Origin of the sequence: Nocardioides aquiterrae, assembly GCF_039526625.1 — a bacterium.
Taxonomy (GTDB): Bacteria; Actinomycetota; Actinomycetes; order Propionibacteriales; family Nocardioidaceae; genus Nocardioides; species Nocardioides aquiterrae.
The window spans coordinates 368790-388357 of the sequence record NZ_BAAAJE010000002.1 but is presented as its reverse complement, the minus strand read 5'-3'; the positions used below and the strand labels follow the sequence as shown (position 1 = coordinate 388357).

General features: G+C 71.1%; 26 protein-coding genes and 1 tRNA gene. 15 read left to right on the top strand and 12 right to left on the bottom strand.

From position 1 onward, the window contains the following. The first annotated feature begins 115 nt into the window (after window positions 1-115). The 5 genes from ABD086_RS04465 to ABD086_RS04445 all read left to right on the top strand — a co-directional run bounded on the left by ABD086_RS04465 (window position 116) and on the right by ABD086_RS04445 (window position 1555). Window positions 116-346 (top strand): hypothetical protein, encoded by a 231-nt coding sequence (locus tag ABD086_RS04465; protein WP_343906037.1) that lies wholly within the window; start codon window positions 116-118, stop codon window positions 344-346. Between the two features lie 123 nt (window positions 347-469). Beyond that, window positions 470-793 carry a WhiB family transcriptional regulator gene (locus ABD086_RS04460; RefSeq protein WP_343906036.1) on the top strand — a complete coding sequence of 108 codons (324 nt, stop codon included), beginning with the start codon at window positions 470-472 and terminating at the stop codon, window positions 791-793. Between the two features lie 61 nt (window positions 794-854). Further along, window positions 855-1019 carry a hypothetical protein gene (locus tag ABD086_RS04455; RefSeq protein ID WP_343906034.1) on the top strand — a complete coding sequence of 55 codons (165 nt, stop codon included), beginning with the start codon at window positions 855-857 and terminating at the stop codon, window positions 1017-1019. A 34-nt stretch (window positions 1020-1053) separates the two neighbouring features. Next, window positions 1054-1254, top strand: coding sequence for a hypothetical protein (locus ABD086_RS04450; RefSeq protein ID WP_343906033.1), 201 nt, complete (start codon window positions 1054-1056; stop codon window positions 1252-1254). Window positions 1255-1354: 100 nt separating this feature from the next. After that, the gene (locus tag ABD086_RS04445) at window positions 1355-1555 is read left to right on the top strand and encodes a hypothetical protein (RefSeq protein ID WP_343906031.1); all 201 of its coding nucleotides are present in this window, start codon (window positions 1355-1357) and stop codon (window positions 1553-1555) included. A 188-nt stretch (window positions 1556-1743) separates the two neighbouring features. Here the strand turns inward: ABD086_RS04445 and ABD086_RS04440 are convergent, their stop codons facing one another. Next, on the bottom strand, window positions 1744-2478 hold the full coding sequence (locus ABD086_RS04440) for a hypothetical protein (protein ID WP_343906030.1): 735 nt from the start codon (window positions 2476-2478) through the stop codon (window positions 1744-1746). A 233-nt stretch (window positions 2479-2711) separates the two neighbouring features. Further along, a complete protein-coding gene (locus ABD086_RS04435; RefSeq protein ID WP_011754982.1) occupies window positions 2712-2870 on the bottom strand; it encodes a DUF5679 domain-containing protein in 159 nt (52 codons plus the stop codon). A gap of 193 nt (window positions 2871-3063) precedes the next feature. Here ABD086_RS04435 and ABD086_RS04430 point away from each other — a divergent pair, with 193 nt between their 5' ends. The 3 genes from ABD086_RS04430 to ABD086_RS04420 all read left to right on the top strand — a co-directional run bounded on the left by ABD086_RS04430 (window position 3064) and on the right by ABD086_RS04420 (window position 5766). Beyond that, complete coding sequence (locus ABD086_RS04430) at window positions 3064-3858, top strand: enoyl-CoA hydratase/isomerase family protein (RefSeq protein WP_343906025.1); 795 nt, start codon at window positions 3064-3066, stop codon at window positions 3856-3858. A gap of 312 nt (window positions 3859-4170) precedes the next feature. Then, a complete protein-coding gene (locus ABD086_RS04425; protein ID WP_343906023.1) occupies window positions 4171-5217 on the top strand; it encodes a PHP domain-containing protein in 1047 nt (348 codons plus the stop codon). 9 nt (window positions 5218-5226) lie between these two features. After that, window positions 5227-5766 (top strand): M48 metallopeptidase family protein, encoded by a 540-nt coding sequence (locus ABD086_RS04420; protein WP_343906022.1) that lies wholly within the window; start codon window positions 5227-5229, stop codon window positions 5764-5766. A 117-nt stretch (window positions 5767-5883) separates the two neighbouring features. On the opposite strand, the gene ABD086_RS04415 is transcribed toward ABD086_RS04420, so the two are convergent. Then, entirely contained in the window at window positions 5884-6453 is a 570-nt protein-coding gene (locus ABD086_RS04415; RefSeq protein ID WP_343906020.1) for an NUDIX hydrolase, read from the bottom strand. Then, window positions 6450-7781 (bottom strand): zinc-dependent metalloprotease, encoded by a 1332-nt coding sequence (locus ABD086_RS04410; protein WP_343906018.1) that lies wholly within the window; start codon window positions 7779-7781, stop codon window positions 6450-6452. Before ABD086_RS04410 ends, ABD086_RS04415 begins: the two co-directional genes overlap by 4 nt. A 209-nt stretch (window positions 7782-7990) precedes the next feature. Between ABD086_RS04410 and ABD086_RS04405 the strand changes: the two genes are divergently transcribed. The 6 genes from ABD086_RS04405 (at window position 7991) to ABD086_RS04380 (ending at window position 13659) form a co-directional block, all read left to right on the top strand. Next, complete coding sequence (locus tag ABD086_RS04405) at window positions 7991-8416, top strand: molybdenum cofactor biosynthesis protein MoaE (RefSeq protein ID WP_343906016.1); 426 nt, start codon at window positions 7991-7993, stop codon at window positions 8414-8416. Between the two features lie 107 nt (window positions 8417-8523). Then, on the top strand, window positions 8524-8769 hold the full coding sequence (locus ABD086_RS04400) for a hypothetical protein (protein ID WP_343906015.1): 246 nt from the start codon (window positions 8524-8526) through the stop codon (window positions 8767-8769). Window positions 8770-8804: 35 nt separating this feature from the next. Continuing rightward, on the top strand, window positions 8805-9869 hold the full coding sequence (locus tag ABD086_RS04395) for a YlbL family protein (RefSeq protein WP_343906014.1): 1065 nt from the start codon (window positions 8805-8807) through the stop codon (window positions 9867-9869). Further along, window positions 9866-10420 (top strand): PPA1309 family protein, encoded by a 555-nt coding sequence (locus ABD086_RS04390; RefSeq protein WP_343906012.1) that lies wholly within the window; start codon window positions 9866-9868, stop codon window positions 10418-10420. Before ABD086_RS04395 ends, ABD086_RS04390 begins: the two co-directional genes overlap by 4 nt. A 67-nt stretch (window positions 10421-10487) precedes the next feature. Next, a complete protein-coding gene (locus ABD086_RS04385; RefSeq protein ID WP_343906009.1) occupies window positions 10488-13523 on the top strand; it encodes a UPF0182 family membrane protein in 3036 nt (1011 codons plus the stop codon). A 62-nt stretch (window positions 13524-13585) separates the two neighbouring features. Beyond that, window positions 13586-13659, top strand: a tRNA-Met gene (locus ABD086_RS04380). Window positions 13660-13825: 166 nt separating this feature from the next. On the opposite strand, the gene ABD086_RS04375 is transcribed toward ABD086_RS04380, so the two are convergent. The 5 genes from ABD086_RS04375 to ABD086_RS04355 form a co-directional block, all read right to left on the bottom strand. Next, window positions 13826-14938: a tyrosine-type recombinase/integrase gene (locus ABD086_RS04375; protein ID WP_343906008.1), complete on the bottom strand. Its 1113-nt coding sequence runs from the start codon at window positions 14936-14938 to the stop codon at window positions 13826-13828. A 93-nt stretch (window positions 14939-15031) separates the two neighbouring features. Next, entirely contained in the window at window positions 15032-15463 is a 432-nt protein-coding gene (locus ABD086_RS04370) for a helix-turn-helix transcriptional regulator (protein WP_343906006.1), read from the bottom strand. 65 nt (window positions 15464-15528) lie between these two features. Next, window positions 15529-17103, bottom strand: coding sequence for a hypothetical protein (locus tag ABD086_RS04365; RefSeq protein ID WP_343906004.1), 1575 nt, complete (start codon window positions 17101-17103; stop codon window positions 15529-15531). Then, window positions 17093-17254, bottom strand: coding sequence for a hypothetical protein (locus ABD086_RS04360; protein ID WP_343906002.1), 162 nt, complete (start codon window positions 17252-17254; stop codon window positions 17093-17095). The genes ABD086_RS04365 and ABD086_RS04360 overlap by 11 nt, the downstream gene beginning before the upstream one ends. After that, window positions 17244-17456: a hypothetical protein gene (locus ABD086_RS04355; protein WP_343906000.1), complete on the bottom strand. Its 213-nt coding sequence runs from the start codon at window positions 17454-17456 to the stop codon at window positions 17244-17246. The genes ABD086_RS04360 and ABD086_RS04355 overlap by 11 nt, the downstream gene beginning before the upstream one ends. A gap of 218 nt (window positions 17457-17674) precedes the next feature. Between ABD086_RS04355 and ABD086_RS04350 the strand changes: the two genes are divergently transcribed. Continuing rightward, complete coding sequence (locus tag ABD086_RS04350; protein WP_343905998.1) at window positions 17675-18541, top strand: hypothetical protein; 867 nt, start codon at window positions 17675-17677, stop codon at window positions 18539-18541. A gap of 41 nt (window positions 18542-18582) precedes the next feature. Here the strand turns inward: ABD086_RS04350 and ABD086_RS04345 are convergent, their stop codons facing one another. From ABD086_RS04345 to ABD086_RS04335, 3 genes are all read right to left on the bottom strand, one after another. Beyond that, window positions 18583-18744, bottom strand: coding sequence for a hypothetical protein (locus ABD086_RS04345; RefSeq protein ID WP_215816223.1), 162 nt, complete (start codon window positions 18742-18744; stop codon window positions 18583-18585). 10 nt (window positions 18745-18754) lie between these two features. Beyond that, the gene (locus ABD086_RS04340) at window positions 18755-18985 is read right to left on the bottom strand and encodes a hypothetical protein (protein WP_343905993.1); all 231 of its coding nucleotides are present in this window, start codon (window positions 18983-18985) and stop codon (window positions 18755-18757) included. A gap of 104 nt (window positions 18986-19089) precedes the next feature. Next, window positions 19090-19560, bottom strand: coding sequence for a molybdopterin-binding domain-containing protein (locus tag ABD086_RS04335; protein WP_343905991.1), 471 nt, complete (start codon window positions 19558-19560; stop codon window positions 19090-19092). Window positions 19561-19568: the final 8 nt, after the last annotated feature.

The window sequence follows — 19568 nt, the reverse complement described above, 5'->3', positions numbered from 1 at the left end:
CCACAAAATGGTTTGCCCATTACAGGCCGGAGCCGATAGGTTTCCCGACAAGCAATCCACGCGCACACGATCTTTGGCAGGATCGGCGCCCGACGCACCGAAGGAGGTGGCCCTGATGAACAGCACCAAGCTCTGGATGACGGCTCAGACCCCGTCGGCCTTTGGCATGCCCATTTCCGGCCACGCCTTCGGCGTCATGACGGATGTCTGCACGGCTGCGGCGACGGTTGTCGTGCGCGAGCGCGCCGGCATCGTCGCGGCCACCAAGGGCGCCACCGATGGAGACCTGGGCCTCGCCCAGTCCTACTTCCCGGGGACCAGTGCCTGGAGACCACCGACCTGTTGAGAACCAACAGCATCGGCAGCCTCCAGGCCGCGGAACCCGAACCGGGATCCGCGGCCTTTCTGTTTCTCCGGCCACCAGTACCGCACCACCCAACGCGATCAGGTCAGAAGAAGGAGGTGACACATGACCATCACAACCCTGCCGATGACGGAGTCCCTCTCGGGGGCAAGCCTGGGACAGCTCCACGACCAGGCCAACCAGGTCGACGACGAGCTGCTGCCCTGCCGGGTCAACAACCCCGAGCTGTGGTTCGCCGAGTCCCCCGCCGACGTGGAGGCCGCCAAGGCCCTCTGCCAGGAGTGCCCGGTCCGGGCGCTCTGCCTCGACGGAGCCCTCGAGCGCCGGGAGCCGTGGGGCGTCTGGGGAGGCCAGCTCTTCCTCCAGGGCGTGGTGATCCCACGCAAGCGGCCCCGCGGCCGGCCCCGCAAGAACGAAGTCGCCGCCTGACCAGGCGGCGTCCCAGCACCAGCAAGCACCTCTTTCGACAACGACGTCAAAGGACACCGAGATGAACCTCAGCCACGAGAACCTGGCCCGCGCTCAGGTGAGCGCCCGCCTGGGTGAGGCACAGCAGTGCCGACCGGGTCGCCAGCTGACCCGCGTGCTCCGCACCGGCCGCCGCGCCGAGGAGATCGCCCAGCAGGCCCGGCTCGCCCTCGCCCGGTCGCTCTGAGCGCGCCGACGACACCAGAAAGCACTCCACACCGATGAACACGAACTTCAACCCGAACGGACGCAAGAACATGAATCTCATGCACGAAAACCTGGCCCGCGCACAAATGTCCGCGCGCCTGGGAGAGGCGCAGCAGCTCCAGCGCGGAGCCCAGATGGCTCGCGCTCGCCGGCTCAGCCGCAAGGCGGAGCAGGCGGCACAGCAGGCTCGACTGGCCCTCGCCCGAGCGCTGTGACGACACTCCAGGTCTGACCTGATCGCGGGTGTCTGAGAGGGGCCCGGTACGACGGAACGTCGTACCGGGCCCCTCGGCATTTCGGGCGTACGTTGGTGCCGTGCCCTTCGAGACGGTTGCAGAACAACCTCCTCAGGAACCAACCACCTGCGACTTCTGCGGCCGCGTGGAGACCGACGAGGCGAAGACGCTGACCTGGACCGTCGCGGTCGAGAACGGGCGGAAGCGGACCTTCTGCGACCGGTGCTCCCGGGCAAACCTGCGTTCGATGGAGGGCAAACTCGACTCCGAGTTCTGGTGAGCCCCGCCGACTCGGCGCTACTGCAGGTCCCAGGAGTGCCGAGTCGGCGCTACTGCAGGTCCGAGGAGTGCCGAGTCGGCGCTACTGCAGGTCCGAGGAGTGCCGAGTCGGCGCTACTGCAGGTCCCAGGAGTGCCGAGTCGGCGCTACTGCAGATTCTGCGTCTGCATTCGCGCCGACTCGGCAGCCCTAGGCCCAGGAGCAGCCGCAGTGCGGGTGCCGGGACCACTCGCGGCGCCGCGGCCGCAGGTCCGCGCCGAGCTCGACCGTCGCCGACCAGGTCGAGGGTCGCCCGCCCGCGAGGTGGGTGAGGACGTCGCGGACCGCCCACGCCACCGCTACCGCGGCCAGCGCCGGGTCGTCGGGGGCCGCCGGGAGCCCGGCGAGCTGCTCGACCACGAGCGCGCGCCGCGGGTCCTGCTCGCCGCGGTGCGCGTCGACGCAGCGCAGGCAGGCGGCCTCGCCGGGCACGACGAACGGCCCGAGGGTCCAGCCGCGGGCGCTCCCGGTCACCAGCAGGTGCGGGCGCCCCTCGCGCACGTGGGCGTCCGCGTCGGTCCGGGCGATCTCGCCGGGGGAGAGGACCAGGGCGACCGGGCCGTCGCCGACCTCGCACCCGGCGGCGCGCAGCACCCGCGCGACCTCGTCGCCCATGTCGCCGGCGGCCTGCACCGCGACCGTGTGCCGGGCCGGCGGGACCGACCCCGGCCGCTCGCCGAGCATCTCCGCGCGCAGCAGCGCCTGGAGTGCCCGGTGCTCCGCGTCGGTTGCCGGGGCGGTCGGCCGGCCCTCGGCCAGGTCGCCGAGCAGCCGGCGGACGCCGGGCTGGTCGGGCAGCACCACCCGCCACGGTGGGTCGACGCCCACCTGGAGGTGGTGGTCGTCGCGGCGGACGACGTGCAGCCCGGGGCGCAGGACGGTCATGCAGGTGGGTCTACCCGCTCCTGACCGGACCGGGTCGCTCCTCCACACCTCGGTTTCGAGACGGCTCGCTGTCGCCCGCGCTGGCGCCCGTGCGACAGCCGACCCTCCTCAACCTCCTCGGCGACGCTCGCCCCTCGCAGGCTCGGTCCGAGCCGCCTCGGACACAGAACGACGACACCCGCCCGGTCGGGGACCGGGCGGGTGCCGTAGAACTCGTGGGGCGCTGCGCTGCGTCAGGCCTTGCCGAGGATCCGGTTGAGGTTGGTGCCACAGACCGGGCAGACGGCCTTCGCCATCCGGGTGCCCTTGTCGTTCACTTTGACCTCGCCCTCGGCCTCGCGCTTCTCCTTGCACTTCACGCAGTAGAACTCGCCGCTCCAGGTCTCCGCCATGACGGCCTCCTTGCCTAGTTCAATCTCTCGGTCGTCGCGACGGGGTACGAGGGGAAGACCCGCCGGAGTCCGACGAAGGTGCCGTCGAACCGACACGACCCTACGACACGCACGCTCAGAACCCACGCAGGCGCACCGCGAGCGGGTGAAACCGGTCACGGCGTGTCGCGGCGGCGATCAGTACGGTGACGCCATGCCTGAGTACTCCCACCTGCGCCTCGAGCGGCCGTCCGAAGGCGTCGCGCTCCTCGTCCTGGACAACCCCGACCAGCGCAACGCGATGTCCGACCAGATGACCGACTCTTGGGTGGCGGCGATCGACGAGCTGGCCGCGGACCGGTCGGTACGTGCGGTGGTGGTCACCGGGGAGGGTTCGGCGTTCTGCTCCGGAGGCAACACCTCGTGGATCGCGGGCGAGCCGGACGCCACCGTGGACCACCTGCGCACCCGGATGGTCGCGTTCTACCGGGCCTGGCTGTCGATCCGCCGGCTCGAGGTGCCGACGATCGCCGCCGTCAACGGGCCCGCGATCGGCGCGGGGCTGTGCCTGGCCCTGGCCTGCGACCTGCGGTACGCCGCGTCCGGCGCCCGCCTGGGCGCCCCGTTCGTGAAGCTGGGCATGCACGCGGGCATGGGCGGCACGTACCTGCTGCCGAACGTCGTGGGGGAGGCGCACGCGCGGGACCTGCTGCTCACCGGCCGGGTGGTCGACGCCGACGAGGCGCTGCGGCTGGGCCTGGTGTCGCGGGTGATCGAGGCGGCGTCGTTCCGCGAGGAGGTGCTGGCCACCGCCGCGGGCATCGCGGCGACCGCGCCGATCGCCAGCAAGCTGACGACGCTGGCCCTGCGCGACGGCGGGCACGCGGACCTCGAGAGCTGCCTGCAGTGGGAGGCGCTGGCGCAGCCCGTCACGCTCGCGACCGCCGACCTGCAGGAGGGGATCCGGGCCGCGCAGGAGAAGCGCCCGCCCGTCTTCACCGGCCGCTGAACGAGAGAGGCCCCCGGAACCACCGGTGGACACTTGCCTTCCCCTTGCGAGTGTCCGACGGTGGGCCGGGGGCCTCGTCTGCCGCCCACGCTAGGAGCCGCCGCCGACGAGGGTCAACGCGGACCGGCCCTCGCCTGTGGACAGACCTGGGGACAAACCTGTGGAGGAGCGGGCCTTGACGGTGGACGAGCACGGGATGCGGCTGTGGAGGAGCGGTCCGGTGGCCCGCCGTACCGTGGGCTGACCAGCGACAATGGCCGTCCACGGGGTGTGGACGAAAGAAACTACGAGGAAATCGTTGAGGTGGTCGGCGTGTCGGAGCGGTACGACGGCGGTCCGGTGGCGGCGCTGCGCCGGATCGCCTTCCTGCTCGAGCGCGGGCGCGAGGAGACCTACAAGGTCAAGGCGTACCGGAACGCCGCCGCCGCGATCCTGCCGCTGCCGGCGGACCGGGTCGCCGCGATGGTCGCGGACGGCACGATCACCAAGGTCGCGGGCGTCGGCGCCAGCACCGCGAAGGTGATCACCGCGGCCGTCCGCGGGGAGATGCCGGAGCGGCTGGCGGCGCTCGAGAAGGAGCACGGCGGCCCGCTGGTGCCGAACGGCGCCGGCCTCCGCGCCCGGCTGCGCGGCGACCTGCACTCCCACTCCGACTGGTCCGACGGCGGCTCGCCGATCGAGGAGATGGCGTTCACGGCGATCGAGCTCGGCCACGACTATCTCGTGCTCACCGACCACTCGCCGCGGCTGACCGTGGCCCGCGGGCTCAGCCCGGAGCGGCTGGCCCGCCAGCTCGGCGTCGTGGAGGCGGTCAACGACCACCTGTCGTCGTTGGGGGGCGACGGGTTCACCCTGCTCAAGGGCATCGAGGTCGACATCCTCGACGACGGCTCGCTGGACCAGGAGGACGACCTGCTGGCGCGGCTCGACGTCCGGGTCGCCAGCGTCCACTCCAAGCTGAAGATGGACGCGAAGGACATGACGAAGCGGATGATCGGCGCGATCCGCAACCCGCGCACGAACGTGCTCGGCCACTGCACCGGCCGGCTGGTCACCGGCGGCCGCGGGACCCGGCCGGAGTCGCAGTTCGACGCGCGGGCGGTGTTCGAGGCGTGTGTCGAGCACGACGTGGCCGTGGAGATCAACAGCCGGCCCGAGCGGCGCGACCCCCCGACCGCCCTGCTGGAGCTGGCGCGCGACCTGGGCTGCCTGTTCTCGATCGACAGCGACGCGCACGCGCCCGGGCAGCTGGACTTCCAGGTCTACGGCTGCGAGCGCGCCGAGGCGGCCGGGATCGACCCCGACCGGATCGTCAACACCTGGCCCGAGGACCGCCTCCTGACCTGGGCGAACAGGTAGGTTCAGCTCATGTCGCCCACCTCACCCCGGCCGGAGGTGGAGGTGCGGCGCTCGAAGCGGCGCCGGCGCACGGTCTCGGCGTACCGCGACGGCGACCGGGTGATCGTGCTGATCCCCGCCTCGCTCTCCCGCAAGGAGGAGGCGGAGTGGGTCGAGACGATGATCGCGCGGCTGGAGCGGTCCGAGCGACGGCGCAAGCCCAGCGACGGCGACCTGATGCGCCGGGCCCGCGAGCTCAGCGACAAGTACCTCGGCGGGCTCGCCACGCCCGAGTCGGTCCGCTGGGTCGACAACCAGCAGTCCCGGTGGGGGTCGTGCACGCCGGGTGACCGCACGATCCGGCTGTCGACGCGGCTGAAGGGGATGCCGCAGTGGGTGGTCGACTACGTGCTCGTGCACGAGCTGGCGCACCTGCTGGAGGCGGGCCACGACGCCAACTTCTGGGCGTGGGTCGACCGCTACCCGCAGGCCGAGCGCGCCAAGGGCTACCTCATCGGCTGGTCGACCGCGGCGCACCTGGAGCCGCCCCACGGCGACGAGCTGGACTGAGCACCGCCCGCCCTGAGCCTGCGAAGGGCGGGAGCCCGGTGCCAGGTCGAGTAGCGCCCGCGACCGACGGAGGAGGTCGCGACGGCGCGTATCGAGACCCGGTCGACGTGCGACGGATCAACTCCGCGCGCGAGCCCGGGCCAAGGACACCAGCTCCACCAGGTCCGGCTCCGGGTCGGGGAGCGCGTCGGCGGGCCACCACCGCAGGTCCAGCGACTCCTCGCTGACGGCGTGCCCCGCGCCCGCCGGCGCCCGGGCGACGAACCGCACGTCCAGGTGGTGCACGTCCCCGTGCGGGCCGCAGAACGGTACGGCGTGCTCGCTCAGCTGCACCGGCACCGGGTCGAGCTCGAGGCCGTCGATGCCGGACTCCTCGGTCGCCTCGCGCAGCGCGGCACCCGCCAGCGTCCGGTCACCCGGCTCGCAGTGGCCGCCGAGCTGGAACCACGCCCGGGCCTTCGCGTGCAGGGTCAGCAGCACGGCCGCCCCGTCGGCGTCCAGCACCAGGGTGCTCGCGGTGACGTGGTCGGGCCGGCAGTCCCGGCTCAGGCCGTCCGGGTGGGCGCGCAGGTGCTCGACGTACCGGCGCCGCAGCGCCTCCTGGCGGTCGTGGGGCGCGCGCCAGCCCTCGAGGAGCGCCAGCGCGTCGGCGTGCAGCGTCACCCGGTCGCCCGGCCGCTCGGTCACTCGGTGTCGTCGGGGCCGAGCAGCTTCTTCAGCTCCGCGTCGAAGTCCTCGTCGCTGAGCTCCGGCGGCGCGGTCGCGCCCTCCCGGAAGCCGAGCGGGTCGTCGAGGTCGGCGGCGGTCGGCAGCAGGTCGGGGTGCATCCACACGCCGTCGCGGGCCTCGGTGCCCTGGCGGGTGCGCAGCGAGCCCCACAGCGTCGAGGCGTCGCGGAGCCGGCGCGGGCGCAGCTCGAGGCCGACCAGCGTCGCGAACGTCTGCTCGGCGGGTCCGCCGGCGGCCCGGCGCCGCCGGAACGCCTCCTGCAGCTTCGCCGCGGCCGGCATCCGCTCGGCGGTGGCCTGGCCGACGACCTCGTCGACCCAGCCCTCGACCAGCGCGAGGGTGACCTCGAGCCGCTGCAGCGCGGCGTCCTGGGCGGGGGAGCGCGGCATGTCGAACAGCCCGCCCTCGAGCAGCTCCTGCATCGACTCCGGGTTGGTCGGGTCGACCCCGCGCATCTGCTCCTCGATCTTCGCCTGGATGCCCTGGGCGTTGATCTCGATGCCGCGGGCGTAGTCGGCCACGGCGCCGATCAGGTGGTCGCGCAGCCACGGCACGTGCGCGAACAGCCGCTGGTGGGCGGCCTCGCGCAGGGCGAGGTAGAGCAGCACGTCGTCCTCGCTCACGTCGAGGCCCTCGGCGAACGCCGCCACGTTGGCGGGCAGGATCGCGGCCGTGCCGACCGGCGCGATCGGAAGGCCGATGTCGGAGACGCTCAGCACCTCGGACGCGAGCGCACCGAGGCCGGAGCCGACCTGCTGGGCCAGCATGCCGCCGACCGCCTTGCCGAGGATGCCGAGCAGCGGCCCGGACATCGCCTGCGCCTCCTCGGGCAGCGCGCCGGAGAGCGCGTTCACCGAGGACTCGGCGATCGGCTCGACCAGCACCTTCCAGACGTCGGTCGTGCCGACGATCCACTCGGCGCGGCTCCAGGCCGCGGTCGACCTGACGCCCGACGGGAACGTCGTGGTCTCGTCGAGCCAGTGGTCGGCGAGACGGACGGCGTCCGCGACCGCGTCCTTCTGCTTCTGTCCGGGCGTCGGGTCGGGCTCCTGCGCGACGGTCTTGCGCGCGATGTCGAGGGCGAAGTCCCAGTTGAGGGGGCCGTCGTACGGCTGCATGAGGAACTGGATCTGGCTGAAGATCTGGTTGAGGTCGGGCAGGCCGCCGCCGGCGCCGCCCAGCGCGCCGCCCATGCCGCCGCCGAAGGCGCCGAAGAACTGCTCGAACGGCGTGCCCTTGAACGGGTTCTGGCCGTCGTCGGGCGTCTCGCCCGGCTTGTCGCTCATGCCTCCACCGTACGCGCCCGCACTAGGCCTGACTCAGAGGCCACATGGACCGGCCGTTGCCTGCTGCGCGCCGCCCCAGCACGCACCTGGACTGCGTTGTCGTCGGTCGCCGTGGCTCCGCCACGTCTCCCTCCTCCGCCTTGCCAGGCACGCACTGGAACGCCGCTCGCGATGGCAGAGCCGATCCATGCAACCTCTAAGGTCGTCCTGTGAGCTCCGTCGTGCGTCTGGTCGACCTCCGTGACACCCCCCTGGACGTCGCCGAGGTGGTGGCCGCCCTCGACGACGACGCCTCCGGCGGGCTGACCCTGTTCGTGGGCCGGGTGCGCGACCACGACGGCGGCAAGGGCGTCGACGGCCTGGACTACTCCGCCCACCCCACCGCGCTGGACACCATGCGCGAGGTGTGCGAGCGGGTCGCGGCCGAGTACGACGTGCACGGCGTCGCCGCGGTGCACCGGGTCGGCACGCTGGCCATTGGCGACATCGCCGTGGTCATCGCGACCACCGCCGCCCACCGGGGCACCGCCTTCGACGCGTCCCGCGCGCTCATCGACACGCTCAAGGCCGAGGTCCCGATCTGGAAGCACCAGCGGTTCGCCGACGGCAGCGACGAGTGGGTCGGCACGCCGTGAGTCGCTCGATGCGGCGAACGGCGTCGGCGATCCCCGAGCGGGCCTCGACGTGGATGCCGACGGCGAGGTGCGCGGGTTTGCCTGAAGATTCGTCCTACCCTCAGCGTGTGGAGATCCTGTTCTGGCTGGTGCCGTCGGCGGTCGTGACGGTCGTGGCGATGCTGTGGGTCGCCTGGCTGGGGCGGGAGGGCCGCGGCGAGGTCGACCGCGAGGTCGCCGTACGCCGCCTGGCGACCGCCCTGGAGCGGGATCCGCGCCGGCGCCGCCGGCCCGCGCCCGGGTACGCCGCCGAGCGGCCGGCGCCCGACCGCTCGACCGGGGTCGCCGTGCGGCCCTCGCGCCGGGCGTCCTGATCGACGCCTAGGGCACATCTGACAGTCTTGGCGGCATGACGCAGCGCACCCTCGCCGGCATCCTCGCCGTGCCGCTGCTGATCGGGCTGTGGGTGACCGCTGCGCTGGTACCCCTCCCGTACGTCACCTATGAGCCCGGGCTGACGGTGAACGTGCTGGGCAAGAACGACGAGGGCAAGCCGATCATCGAGATCCAGGGCCGCCCGTCGTACCCGGACGACGGCCAGCTGCGGATGACCACGGTCTTCGTCTCCCAGCCGAAGCCGGAGGGTCGCAACAACCTCTTCGAGCTGATGCACGACTGGATGAGCGACGAGGACGCGGTCTACCCCTACGACGCGGTCTACCGCCAGGACGAGACCGTCGAGCAGAACAAGCAGGAGGGCGAGGCGCAGATGACCTCCTCCCAGGACGCGGCCACCGCGGTGGCGCTCGAGGAGCTGGGGTACCACGTCACCGAGCCGGCCGTCGCCGCGGTGACCGACGGGGCGCCGGCGGACGGCGCGCTCCAGACCGGCGACGTCATCCTCCGGGTGGATGGCACCCGCGTCTCGACCGCCGACGACGTCGTCGCCGCGGTCACGGCCGCACCGGCCGGTGAGCCGGTCGTGTTCGCCGTCCGCCGCGGCGACGAGCAGAAGACCGTCCAGGTCACGCCCGACACGGTCGACGGCAAGCCCCAGGTCGGCATCCAGGTCGGCACCCAGGTCAAGAAGGACCTGCCCGCCGACGTGACCATCAACATCAGCCCGAACATCGGCGGTCCGAGCGCCGGGCTGATGTTCTCCCTGGGGATCTACGACACCCTGACCCCGGGCTCGCTGACCGGTGGCAGGACGGTCGCCGGCACCGGCACCATGGACACCGCGGGGACGGTCGGCCCGATCGGCGGCATCCAGCAGAAGATCGTGGGTGCCCGGGACGCGGGAGCCCAGCTGTTCCTCGTCCCACCCGACAACTGCACCGAGGCGCTCGGTGCGCCCAACAAGGACATGCGGCTGGTGAAGGCGGACACGATGCACGACGCGCGGCTCGCCATCGAGCAGTGGGTCAAGGACCCCGACGCCGACCTGCCCAGCTGTGAGGAGGCGGCCTCGTGACCGAGTTCGACGCCGGACTGGACGTCGACCCGGCGCTCGCCGCGGTCGTGCTGGAGATCGAGGGCCACGCCGCCGCCGAGGGCTGGGACCGGCCCGCGCGGCTCTATGCGCTGGTCGACACCGCGCAGCTCGTGGAGCGCGAGCCGGCCCTGGCCGCCGCGATGGAGCTCGACGCCGCGTCCGCGGAGGGGTCCTTCACCCCCGTCGAGCAGGACCAGCTCGCGGCCGACCAGCCGCTCGAGGTGGCGCTGGAGTCGATCGTCTGGCCGCCCGGGGTCACCGGCTGCGCGGCCGTGGTCGAGCGGCTCGTGCTGCCGCCGGACGCCGACGCGCACATCCCCGAGGACCCGACGTCCGCGGAGGAGTTCGCCCGCGAGCACCCGGACCGGCAGGAGGTCCGGATCGTCGCGGGCGCGACCCGCGCCGGTGCGACGTACTGCGCGCTGCGGTTGCGCGCCCATGACGACGACCAGTCCGTGGTCGGCGGCGCCGACCTGGTGCCCGGGCTGCTGCAGCTGCTGGTCGCCACGCTTGAGGAGGAAGACGGATGATCACCCCACGAAACTGCGGGCTTCCCCCGCTTCGCTCCTCCAGCCCGCACTTCCGAGGGGACCCCGAATGAGCGAGCTGTTCGACGAGGGCGCGCGGAACGACCTGCCCCCGCCGCGCTCCGGGTCGCGGCGCTCCCGGGCGCTGATCATCACCGCGGTCGTGCTCGTGCTCGCGTTCCTGGGCTTGAGCACGTTCGCGAACATCTACACCGACCGGCTCTGGTACCAGGACGGCGGCTACTCCGAGGTCTTCACCACGCTGTTCTGGACCAAGACGCTGCTCTTCCTCGTCTTCGGCGTGCTGATGGCGGTCGTGGTCGGGCTGAACATCTACCTCGCCTACCGGTTCCGCCCGTTCTTCCGGCCGTCCTCGGCCGAGCAGACCGGGCTGGACCGCTACCGCGACGCGGTCACCCCGATCCGCACCTGGCTGCTGGTCGGCGTCGCCGTCGTGCTCGGCGCGTTCGCCGGCAGCTCGGCCATCGGGGAGTGGCGCAACTTCCTCATGTGGCGCCACGGCGTGCCGTTCGGCCAGCAGGACGTCTGGTTCCACAAGGACATCGGGTTCTACGTCTTCGACCTCCCCTGGCTGCACTACGTGGTCGACTTCGCGATGGCGACGCTGGTGATCTCGCTGATCGCCGCGGCCGTCGTCCACTACCTGTACGGCGGCATCCGGCTGCAGACCCCGCGCGACCGGTTCTCCGGCGCGGCGCAGGTGCAGCTGTCGGTGCTGCTCGGGCTGTTCGTGCTCGCCAAGGCCGCGGACTACTGGCTGGACCGGTTCGACCTGGTCAACCAGGGCGGCTCCCTGATCACCGGCATGACCTACACCGACGACCACGCGGTGCTGCCGGCCAAGAACATCCTGCTCGGCATCTCGGTGATCTGCGCGGTGCTGTTCTTCGTCAACGTCTGGCGGCGCACCTGGCTGCTCCCGTCGGTCGGCCTGGCGCTGCTCGCGGTCTCCGCGATCCTGCTCGGCCTGATCTGGCCGGGCATCGTCCAGCAGTTCCAGGTCAAGCCGTCCGAGGCCGACAAGGAGCAGCCGTACATCAAGGCCAACATCGACGCCACGCGAGCGGCGTACGACCTCGACAAGATCCAGGTCAGCAAGGTCGGCGACGCGACCATCGACAACGTCGACCTCGACGCGCTCGACGCGCAGACGGCGTCGGTACCGCTGGTCGACCCCAAGCTGGTCAGCCCGACCTTCGAGCAGGTCCAGCAGGGCCGGGCGTACTACTCGGTCGCCGACGTGTTGGACGTCGACCACTACGACATCGAGGACACCGACCGCGCCCTCGTGCTCGGCGTGCGCGAGCTGGACCAGGCCGGCATCCCCGACGGGGACCACAACTGGTCGAACCTGCACACCGTCTACACGCACGGCTCGGGCGTCATCGCGGCCTACGGCAACCAGCGGACGACGCAGGACGAGCTGCCGGCGAGCACCAACGACGACCGGACCCAGTGGGCACAGGGGCTGCTCGCCGGTCAGGACGCCCTGTCGCAGGCGACCGGTGGGTTCAACCCGCGCGTCTACTTCGGCGAGCAGAGCCCCGACTACTCGGTGGTCGGCACCGCCCCCGGCTCGAAGCCGGTCGAGCTCGACCTGCCGACCACGGGGACCGGGGGCAGCGGTGACGGCGACACGTACACGACCTACGACGGCAGCGGCGGCGTCCCGATCGGCAGCACCTTCCGCCAGCTGCTGTACGCGGTGAAGTTCGGCGAGACCAACTTCCTGCTGTCCGGGCGGGTCAACAGCAACAGCGAGATCCTCTACAACCGCGACCCGCGCACCCGCGTCGAGAAGTTCGCGCCGTGGCTGACCGTCGACGGCGACCCCTACCCGGTCGTCGCCGACGGCAAGATCCTGTGGGTGCTCGACGGCTACACCACCACCGACCGGTACCCCGGCGCCAAGCGCGAGTCCTTCGACACGATGACCAACGACTCGCTGCAGCCCAACGCCGGCCTGCGGACGGTGCCGACCGACGAGATCAACTACATGCGGAACGCGGTCAAGGCGACCGTCGACGCGTACGACGGCACGGTCAAGCTGTACGCCTGGAACGAGAGCGACCCGATCCTGCGGACGTGGGAGCAGGTCTTCCCGGGCGTCGTGCAGCCGAAGTCGGAGATCCCCCAGGACGTCATGGACCACATGCGCTACCCCGAGGACATGTTCAAGGTCCAGCGCTACCAGTTCGCGCGCTACCACGTGACGAACCCGAGCGACTTCTACACCGGCAACCAGCGGTGGGAGGTCCCGCCGGACCCGAACGCGCCGAGCAGCCTGCAGCCGCCGTACCGGATGTTCGTCGACCAGCCGATCGGCAGCACGGACACACCGCAGCAACCGGTGTTCTCGCTGACCTCGACGTTCGTGCCGTACAAGAAGAGCAACCTGGCCGCGTTCGTCACCGTCGACTCCGAGGCGAGCTCGGACGACTACGGCACCATCCAGGTCCGCGAGCTCACCGACCAGAGCGCGAAGGGCCCGGGCCAGGTCGCCAACGACTTCAACTCCGACTCCGACGTCGCCAACCAGCTCGCGCTCTTCAACCGAAGTGGCGGCCAGGTCATCAACGGCAACCTGTTGACGCTGCCGGTCGGCGACGGCTTCCTGTACGTCGAGCCGGTGTACGCCGTCCGCGCGGCCTCGTCGGTGAGCTACCCGAGTCTGGCCTTCGTGCTGGTGTCCTACAACGGCGAGGTCGGCATCGGCACGTCGCTGCCCGCCGCGCTGGCGAACGCCCTCGAGACCAGCCTGCCGCCGAGCACCGGTGGCGGGGCCAGTCCCGGCGGCGGGAACGAGGGCGGCGGCCAGGGCGAGCCGTCCGGCCCGATCGCGGACCAGATCCGTGCGCTCCTGGCGCAGGCCCAGCGGCACTTCGACGCCGCCGACGCCGCGCAACGCCAGGGCGACACCGTCACCTGGGCCCGGCAGATGGAACTCGGCAAGGAACTGGTGCAGCAGGCGTTCGAGCTGTCCAGCCAGCTCCCGAAGAGCCAGCAGCCGGGCTCGGGCCAGGGCTCGGAGCAGCCGAGCCCGAGCGCGTCCCCGTCGGCCTCGCCCTCCGACACCGCGGGGTGATGGTCCCCACGCCGGTGCGATTTGGGTTGGCGGTCGCGATCCCCTAAGGTTGTGCTCACCGACGCGGGGTGGAGCAGCTCGGTAGCTCGCTGGGCTCATAACCCAGAGGTCGCAGGTTCAAATCCTGCCCCCGCTACAAGAAAGTGGCCCCTGACCTGCGGAAACGCAGATCAGGGGCCACTTGGTTTCTTGAGTCACATAGCCTTGTGTCGCGTTTATGTCCCGAAAACCTTCGCCCTGGCGGCGCATTGTGGCCCGGGGTGAGGGGCCAGGGCTGCGCTCGACGCGGCCGCCTGAGGACGTCAGGCGTCCGACTTGGTCGTCGTGGCTTTGCCGGCGAAGGACTGAAGGATGTGCGTCACGTCGGGTGTCGTCCTGTCCTTCTCGATGTAGAACTCTTTGGTGATCGCGTCTGAGGAGTGGCCGAGAACGCGGGCTGCGGTGTCCGAGTCGACTAGGCGGTCGATCAAGGTCGCGACGGTCTTGCGGAAGGTGTGTGGCGTCACCCAGTCGAAGCCTGTGTCTGCTCGGATCGTGCGCCACCGGCGCTCGATGTTGCCGACTTGGTGCCATGTGCCGTTGCGGGTGGCGAAGACCGCGTTGTAGTGGTTCGGTCGTTGCTCGATACGTCGCCTCATCAGAACATCGACTGCGAACGGCGGCAGGGCGATGGTGCGCTTAGAAGCGTCGGACTTCGGCTTGGGCTTGCGGTAGGTGCCTTTTCCCGTCTCCGTCTTGATCGTGCCGCTGATTGACACGGTCGGTGGTGTCGCACTCAAGTCGATGTCCGTCCATCGGATGGCGAGTACTTCTCCGATCCGGCAGCCCGTGGCGAGTAGCAGGTCGATGATGTCGGGCATGTCCTGGTTCGGCTTTGGGCCCGGCCGCTTCTTGGTCATCCAGGAGTCCACGGCAGAGCGGACGGCGTTGAGGTCCTCCACCGAGAGCGCTTGGACGTCCTTCTTCTGGCCTCGAAGCCGTGATGTGGAGGAGACCGGGTTGGCTGGGAGTGCGTCGTCGATGACCGCGGCGTCGAACATCATCTTGAGCACCGTCTTGGTCTTCTTGCGGCGGCTGTGGGAGTCCTGCGACCTGATTAGCCGTTCCAGGCGCCCAGCTGTTGCCTCCCGCAGGCGGATGTTGCCGATGGCTGGATTGATGACGTTCTCGATGATGCGTTGGTATTCGTTTGCGGTAGTTGCTTCGGAGCGCTGTTCGGCGCGATACAGCGAGAGCCAGATGTCAGCCACCTGGCTGATTCGCATGTCGGGGCCGATGAGGTCGCCGGACGGGGCGCTTCGGTCGGCGATCTTGGTCTTGAGTTCTCGTACTGCGGCGGCGGCGCTTCGACCGGTCCCCTTGATTTCGCGCGTGACGCCGTCGAAGTCTCGGAAGCGGGTTCGCGCGCGGTACACGCCAGGGCGTACCTCTCTCGTTGTGATGCTCCCGAATGTTCCGATGGGGAGCGGGGGGCGAGCCATGTGCGTTCCTTCTTGACCTCTGAGCTGCTAGGGACGCCGCGGACGGGAGCGTCGTGACATGGAACCTAGTGTGCGGGATGTTGCTTGCTGGTCGCCCCCCGAGCGTCGACCCTCATCGTCGATGTCCGTTTCCGCCTGGAGGTCCAGGGTCTCGGCGTGGGCCTCGATCCATGCATCGAGATCGGAACGGCGGTACCGCAATGCGCCGCCCGCCTTCACCGCGCGCGGTCCGAATCCCGGGCGTCGCGTGCGCCAGGTATAGAGCGTCGACTTAGCGATCCCGATGTAGGCAGCCGCCTGGGCAATGTTCATTGTGGCAGGGGAGAGTGCGGGCCGGCCGCGTTCTGTCAGGCGTTGCTCGTCGGGTTCTGCGCCTGCATCGTCGGGGATGCGTTCGCTCTCCTGAGCAGCGAGCATCCGGTGACCGCCAACGATGAGGGTCTCCTTCACGGTTTCCATCTCGTGTCCTCCGACCTGCTGTGGTGGGCCTCGGGTGGATCCAAGCCCACGTTGGTGTCTGATGGTCACCTAAGTGGTCCAACAGGTGCCGAGCGATCAATGCTGCAGGGCGGCTTTCTGGGTGGCACGCCGGGTTGCGGCGAAAAGGCCGAGGTGACGTGGGCGTCATACTGCGCGTGGGCGGTCACTGATCGCCCACCGGGCCGATAACTAGGGCAGTTGGAGTGCGCGAGCATGGCAGAGGCTGCCGCGGTGGATGCCGCGGCCGCGGTGGCGGTACTTGCCGAGCGCAGGGTCTCCCGTACCGGCTGCGGAACTCTGACGGCACGTCGGGCGAGGATGTCGGCCGGGGAGACCCAGACGACGTCGCCCTCGGCGGGCGGGGTGGCCAGCCCGGACTCGACGTCGTTGTGCGCTCGGCGGGACAGGGCACGCGCTGGGCCGGTCAGGTTGGGGGTGTCGGCCTTCTCGGCGACGACGTGCGCGAGCTCGGAGCCGGCCCCGATCGCGCGGAGGCTTGCCATGGTGGCCTGGGGGAGCTCGGGGCAGGCGGCGATGGCCTCTGGTGTCGCCAGGGTGGTGGTGTCGTGGGTGATGTGGCGATAGGCGGCTCGGACCTCTGCGGCCGCGCGAGCCAAGGGCTCGTCGAGGCGGGCGGCCGGGGGAACCAGGTCTCCCCAGCGGCTGGCCAGGTTGCTCCAGGAGCGGCCTGCGTCGGCGATCGCGGCGACCAGGCGGTCCGAGGGCTCGAGGACGCCGGCGGTGGCGGCCGCGTCGATGAGCACCATGCTGGCGCCGGCGATGAGGCCTTGTGTGCGGGTGATGAGCAGGACGTTCGACGGCTCGAGGTCGCGGGCGAGGGCGCGGTGGGACTGGATGTCCCAGTTGGCCAGCGCCTGGGCCAGTCGGCCGGGGTTGTCGACGGGCCGAGTTGCCTCGCCGGCGAGCGCCTGGGGGAACCGGTCGGTCAGGTAGCTGCGGGCGGTGTTCTCGCACACCGAGATTCGGTCGACCCAGACCCCGGTGGGTGCCACCGCGTAGGGGGAGTGGTGCTGGGCCAGCTGGACCCGGCGGCCTGATTCGCGGGCGTCGGTGACGCGGTTGCGGCCGTTGTCGTGCAGGGCGACGTTGACGGCGTGGGCGGTCAGGTAGAGGCCGTGCATGATCCTGGTGCGCGCTGCCTCGAGATCGCGGTGGGCCTCGGTCTGCTCGTGCGGGATCTCGGCGCCGTAGCGGCGGACCAGGGCGGCGGCGTTGAGGAGGGTCTGGGTCATCTGGTCGACGCGGGGGTTGGTCGGGCCCTGACCTGGCCAGGCCTGCCGGCCGGACAGGCTGGACTCGATGGTGGCGGCCTGGGCGGAGAGGCTGGTGATGGGGCGGTCGCGCTCGTCGACGCCAGGTCGCCGGCCAGGGAGGGAGGCCCACAGGTCCTCGGCGGCCGCGACCATCGTCGGCCAGCTGCGCAGCAGCGTGCCGGCGTCGTCGCCTCCGACGTCCATGAGCAGCTGGCGGGCCAGGTAGTCGACGTCGAAGAGCATCTCGCCGACGCTGCGCACGTCGCGCGAGGTCATCGGGATCTGGTCGACGTCGAAGAGCTCCTCGTCGATGTCGGCGTACGCCGGGCGCAGGTCAGTAGCCAAGGCCGCGGGCTTCCCGGATTAGGTCGCACAGGTCGACGACCAGCTGCGAGCCGTGGACGAGGTCCGGCTGGTGCAGCGGCAGTGGGCGGGTCAGCTCCTCAGCTTCGGTGAGCAGCTGCAGCGGGGTGCGCTCCTCGAGGTCAGCCAGCACCGACGTCCTCGGGCAGCTCGTAGTCGTCGGGCAGCAGGGCGCTGGCCCGGGAGTGAGCGAGGTAGACACCCAGCCCGAGGTCGTGGAGCGGGGAGTCGGCGGCCGCGTCGGCGTCGGTCCACACCTGGGTAGCGGCCTGGTGCAGCAGCTGGGCGATCGAGCCGAGACGGTCCCAGGTGCCGTCAGCGTTGAGGGTGTCCACGGGCGTTCCCTTTCGGTTGGAGGTCGGTCTGGCCCATGAACCCACGTCCCGGTCGCGGCCCGCTGCGCCGAGCGGCGGGCTGTGGATAACTCGGGGTGCTGTCGGCACCTGGGCACAAACTGGTCTCGTTCGCCTATGTCGTCCGGCGGGTGTCGGACGATCACCGCGAGCCAAGTCAAGAGATCCGCACTAGTGCTGAAAGATGGAGGAGGGTCGAGATGAGGTTCCCGATGATCGTGCTGAGGGTGGTGACGCTTGGGCCGGCACTGCTGGTGAGCTTCGTCCTCACCGTGGTGGTGTGCGCCCTGCTCCCGCCGGCACTTGGCCTGCTGGTGTTCATGGCTGCGGCCGGCGTGCTGGTCGCGCTCGCGCTGGGGCAGCTGCAAGAGCCGGCGATCGCCGCGCTGACTAGGTCGCGGCCGGCGACCGAGGCCGAGTACGGCGTGCTGGCGCTGGCGCTGGCCGAGCTGGGCGGCCGCGGCGTCGACGTCGGGGCGCTGTTCGTACGCCGTGTGCAGCGGCCGAGCACTCCGGTGGCGGTGGCGATCGGCCGGCGCACCGTGGTGGTCAGTGCCGGGCTGGTCGAGGCGACGTACCGCGGCGGCGTGACGGGCGCGGAGGCGGCCGCCGCGGTGGCTCATGCTGTCGGCCGACATCAGGCGCTCCGGCCGAGGCTGGAGCTGGCCGTGCACGCGGCGACGACGCCGTGGCGGGTGCTGGTGGCGACGTTCCGCGGCGTGGGCCGGGCGTTCGCCTGGCTTCCGTTCATGCGGCTGGCCTGGACGCTGCGGGGTGTCGTGGGGGTCATCTGCGTGGTGCAGTCGGTCGCCGAGGGGCGCGCCGCGCCTGGGCTTCTGGGCGGCGCGGTGATCGCGCTGACCTACCTGGTGCCGGCAGCAGGTCGGCGGATCGAGCTCCGCGTCGAGGCCGAGGCAGACCGGTTCGTGCTTGCGCTCGGTCTCGGTCCCGTGCTGGCAGGCCTGCTGCGGCGCGTCGGGCACCCGATGACCCTCGAGCGGATGCGGCAGCTGGATGCGGCCGTCGAGCAGCCTCAGCGGCCGCGGCTGCATCTGGTGCACGGCTGAGGCTGTTGGCTGGCAGGTCTCGCGGCGGCCGGGCAGTTGGGCTACTCGTCGTCGGCGAAGCCGGACGTGGAGTGATGCACGCAGCCGCGGCCGTCGCCCTCGTGCGGCTTGTGGTTCATGCACGGCAGCGAACCCAGCTTGTGCGAGCAGTCGACCCAGCGGACGGTCGAAGGTCCGGTGGTCGGGGCTAGTGCGGTAGCCATCACGAGCCTCCTACCGGCGCGGGCCGCGGCGGCGGCCGAGCTGGGGCCGCTGGTAGGCGGCGGTGTCGGTGTGGTCGTGCTGGCGGCCGGACCGGTGAACCTGCGCGATCTCGGCGTCGGGGGAGGGACCGGTGTCGGCGGCCGCGGCCTGGGCGGCTTCTTCCACGGTGGCCCTGATCTCCTCGGCGCGCTGTCGCGCCTCTTCCTCGAGCGCGGCTTCCTCGCGAGCGGCGTCACTCATTGTGAACTCCCATGGATCCCGTGGACCGGCACCGGCTGCGCCGGTCCTCCTGGTCACCTATGTGCGGGGCGAGGGTCTGGGCGATCACCGCGGCCGAACTCCTTCTAGGCGTGTTGCCCCCGGGGTTCAGGGGGCTGGGTCAGCAGCGTGGCGCCCAGCAGTTGCGCCGTGTGCTCGAGGACGGTGGGGGAACTGGTCGAGCCCGGGTTGTCGCAGCTCGGATGGGTGTCGTAGCCCTCGGCGACGACGATGCGGTGCAGCTGGCCACCGCAGGCGCGACAGCGTCGACCGGCGTGGGTGGGGCACTGCTCGGCTGCCACTGCGCAGGGCAGGCATGCCGCGGCCGGCGGGGGAGTGCCCTGGTGGTCGCGGTCCCAGTCGCGCCGCTGGCGCAGGAGCATGGCGGTCTGTTGCCACAGCGCGTGCTCGAGGTGAGCCGGCACAGATCGGCCGATCGCCTGGTCGACGGCCTTCTTGAGCAGCTGGTCACCGCAGGTGAGGATCCGCTCGTCGACGCCGCGGGCGTAGCACCAGCGGGCGAGTGTCTTGGCGGCCGTCTTCAGCTGCTCGTCCATGCCCGCCC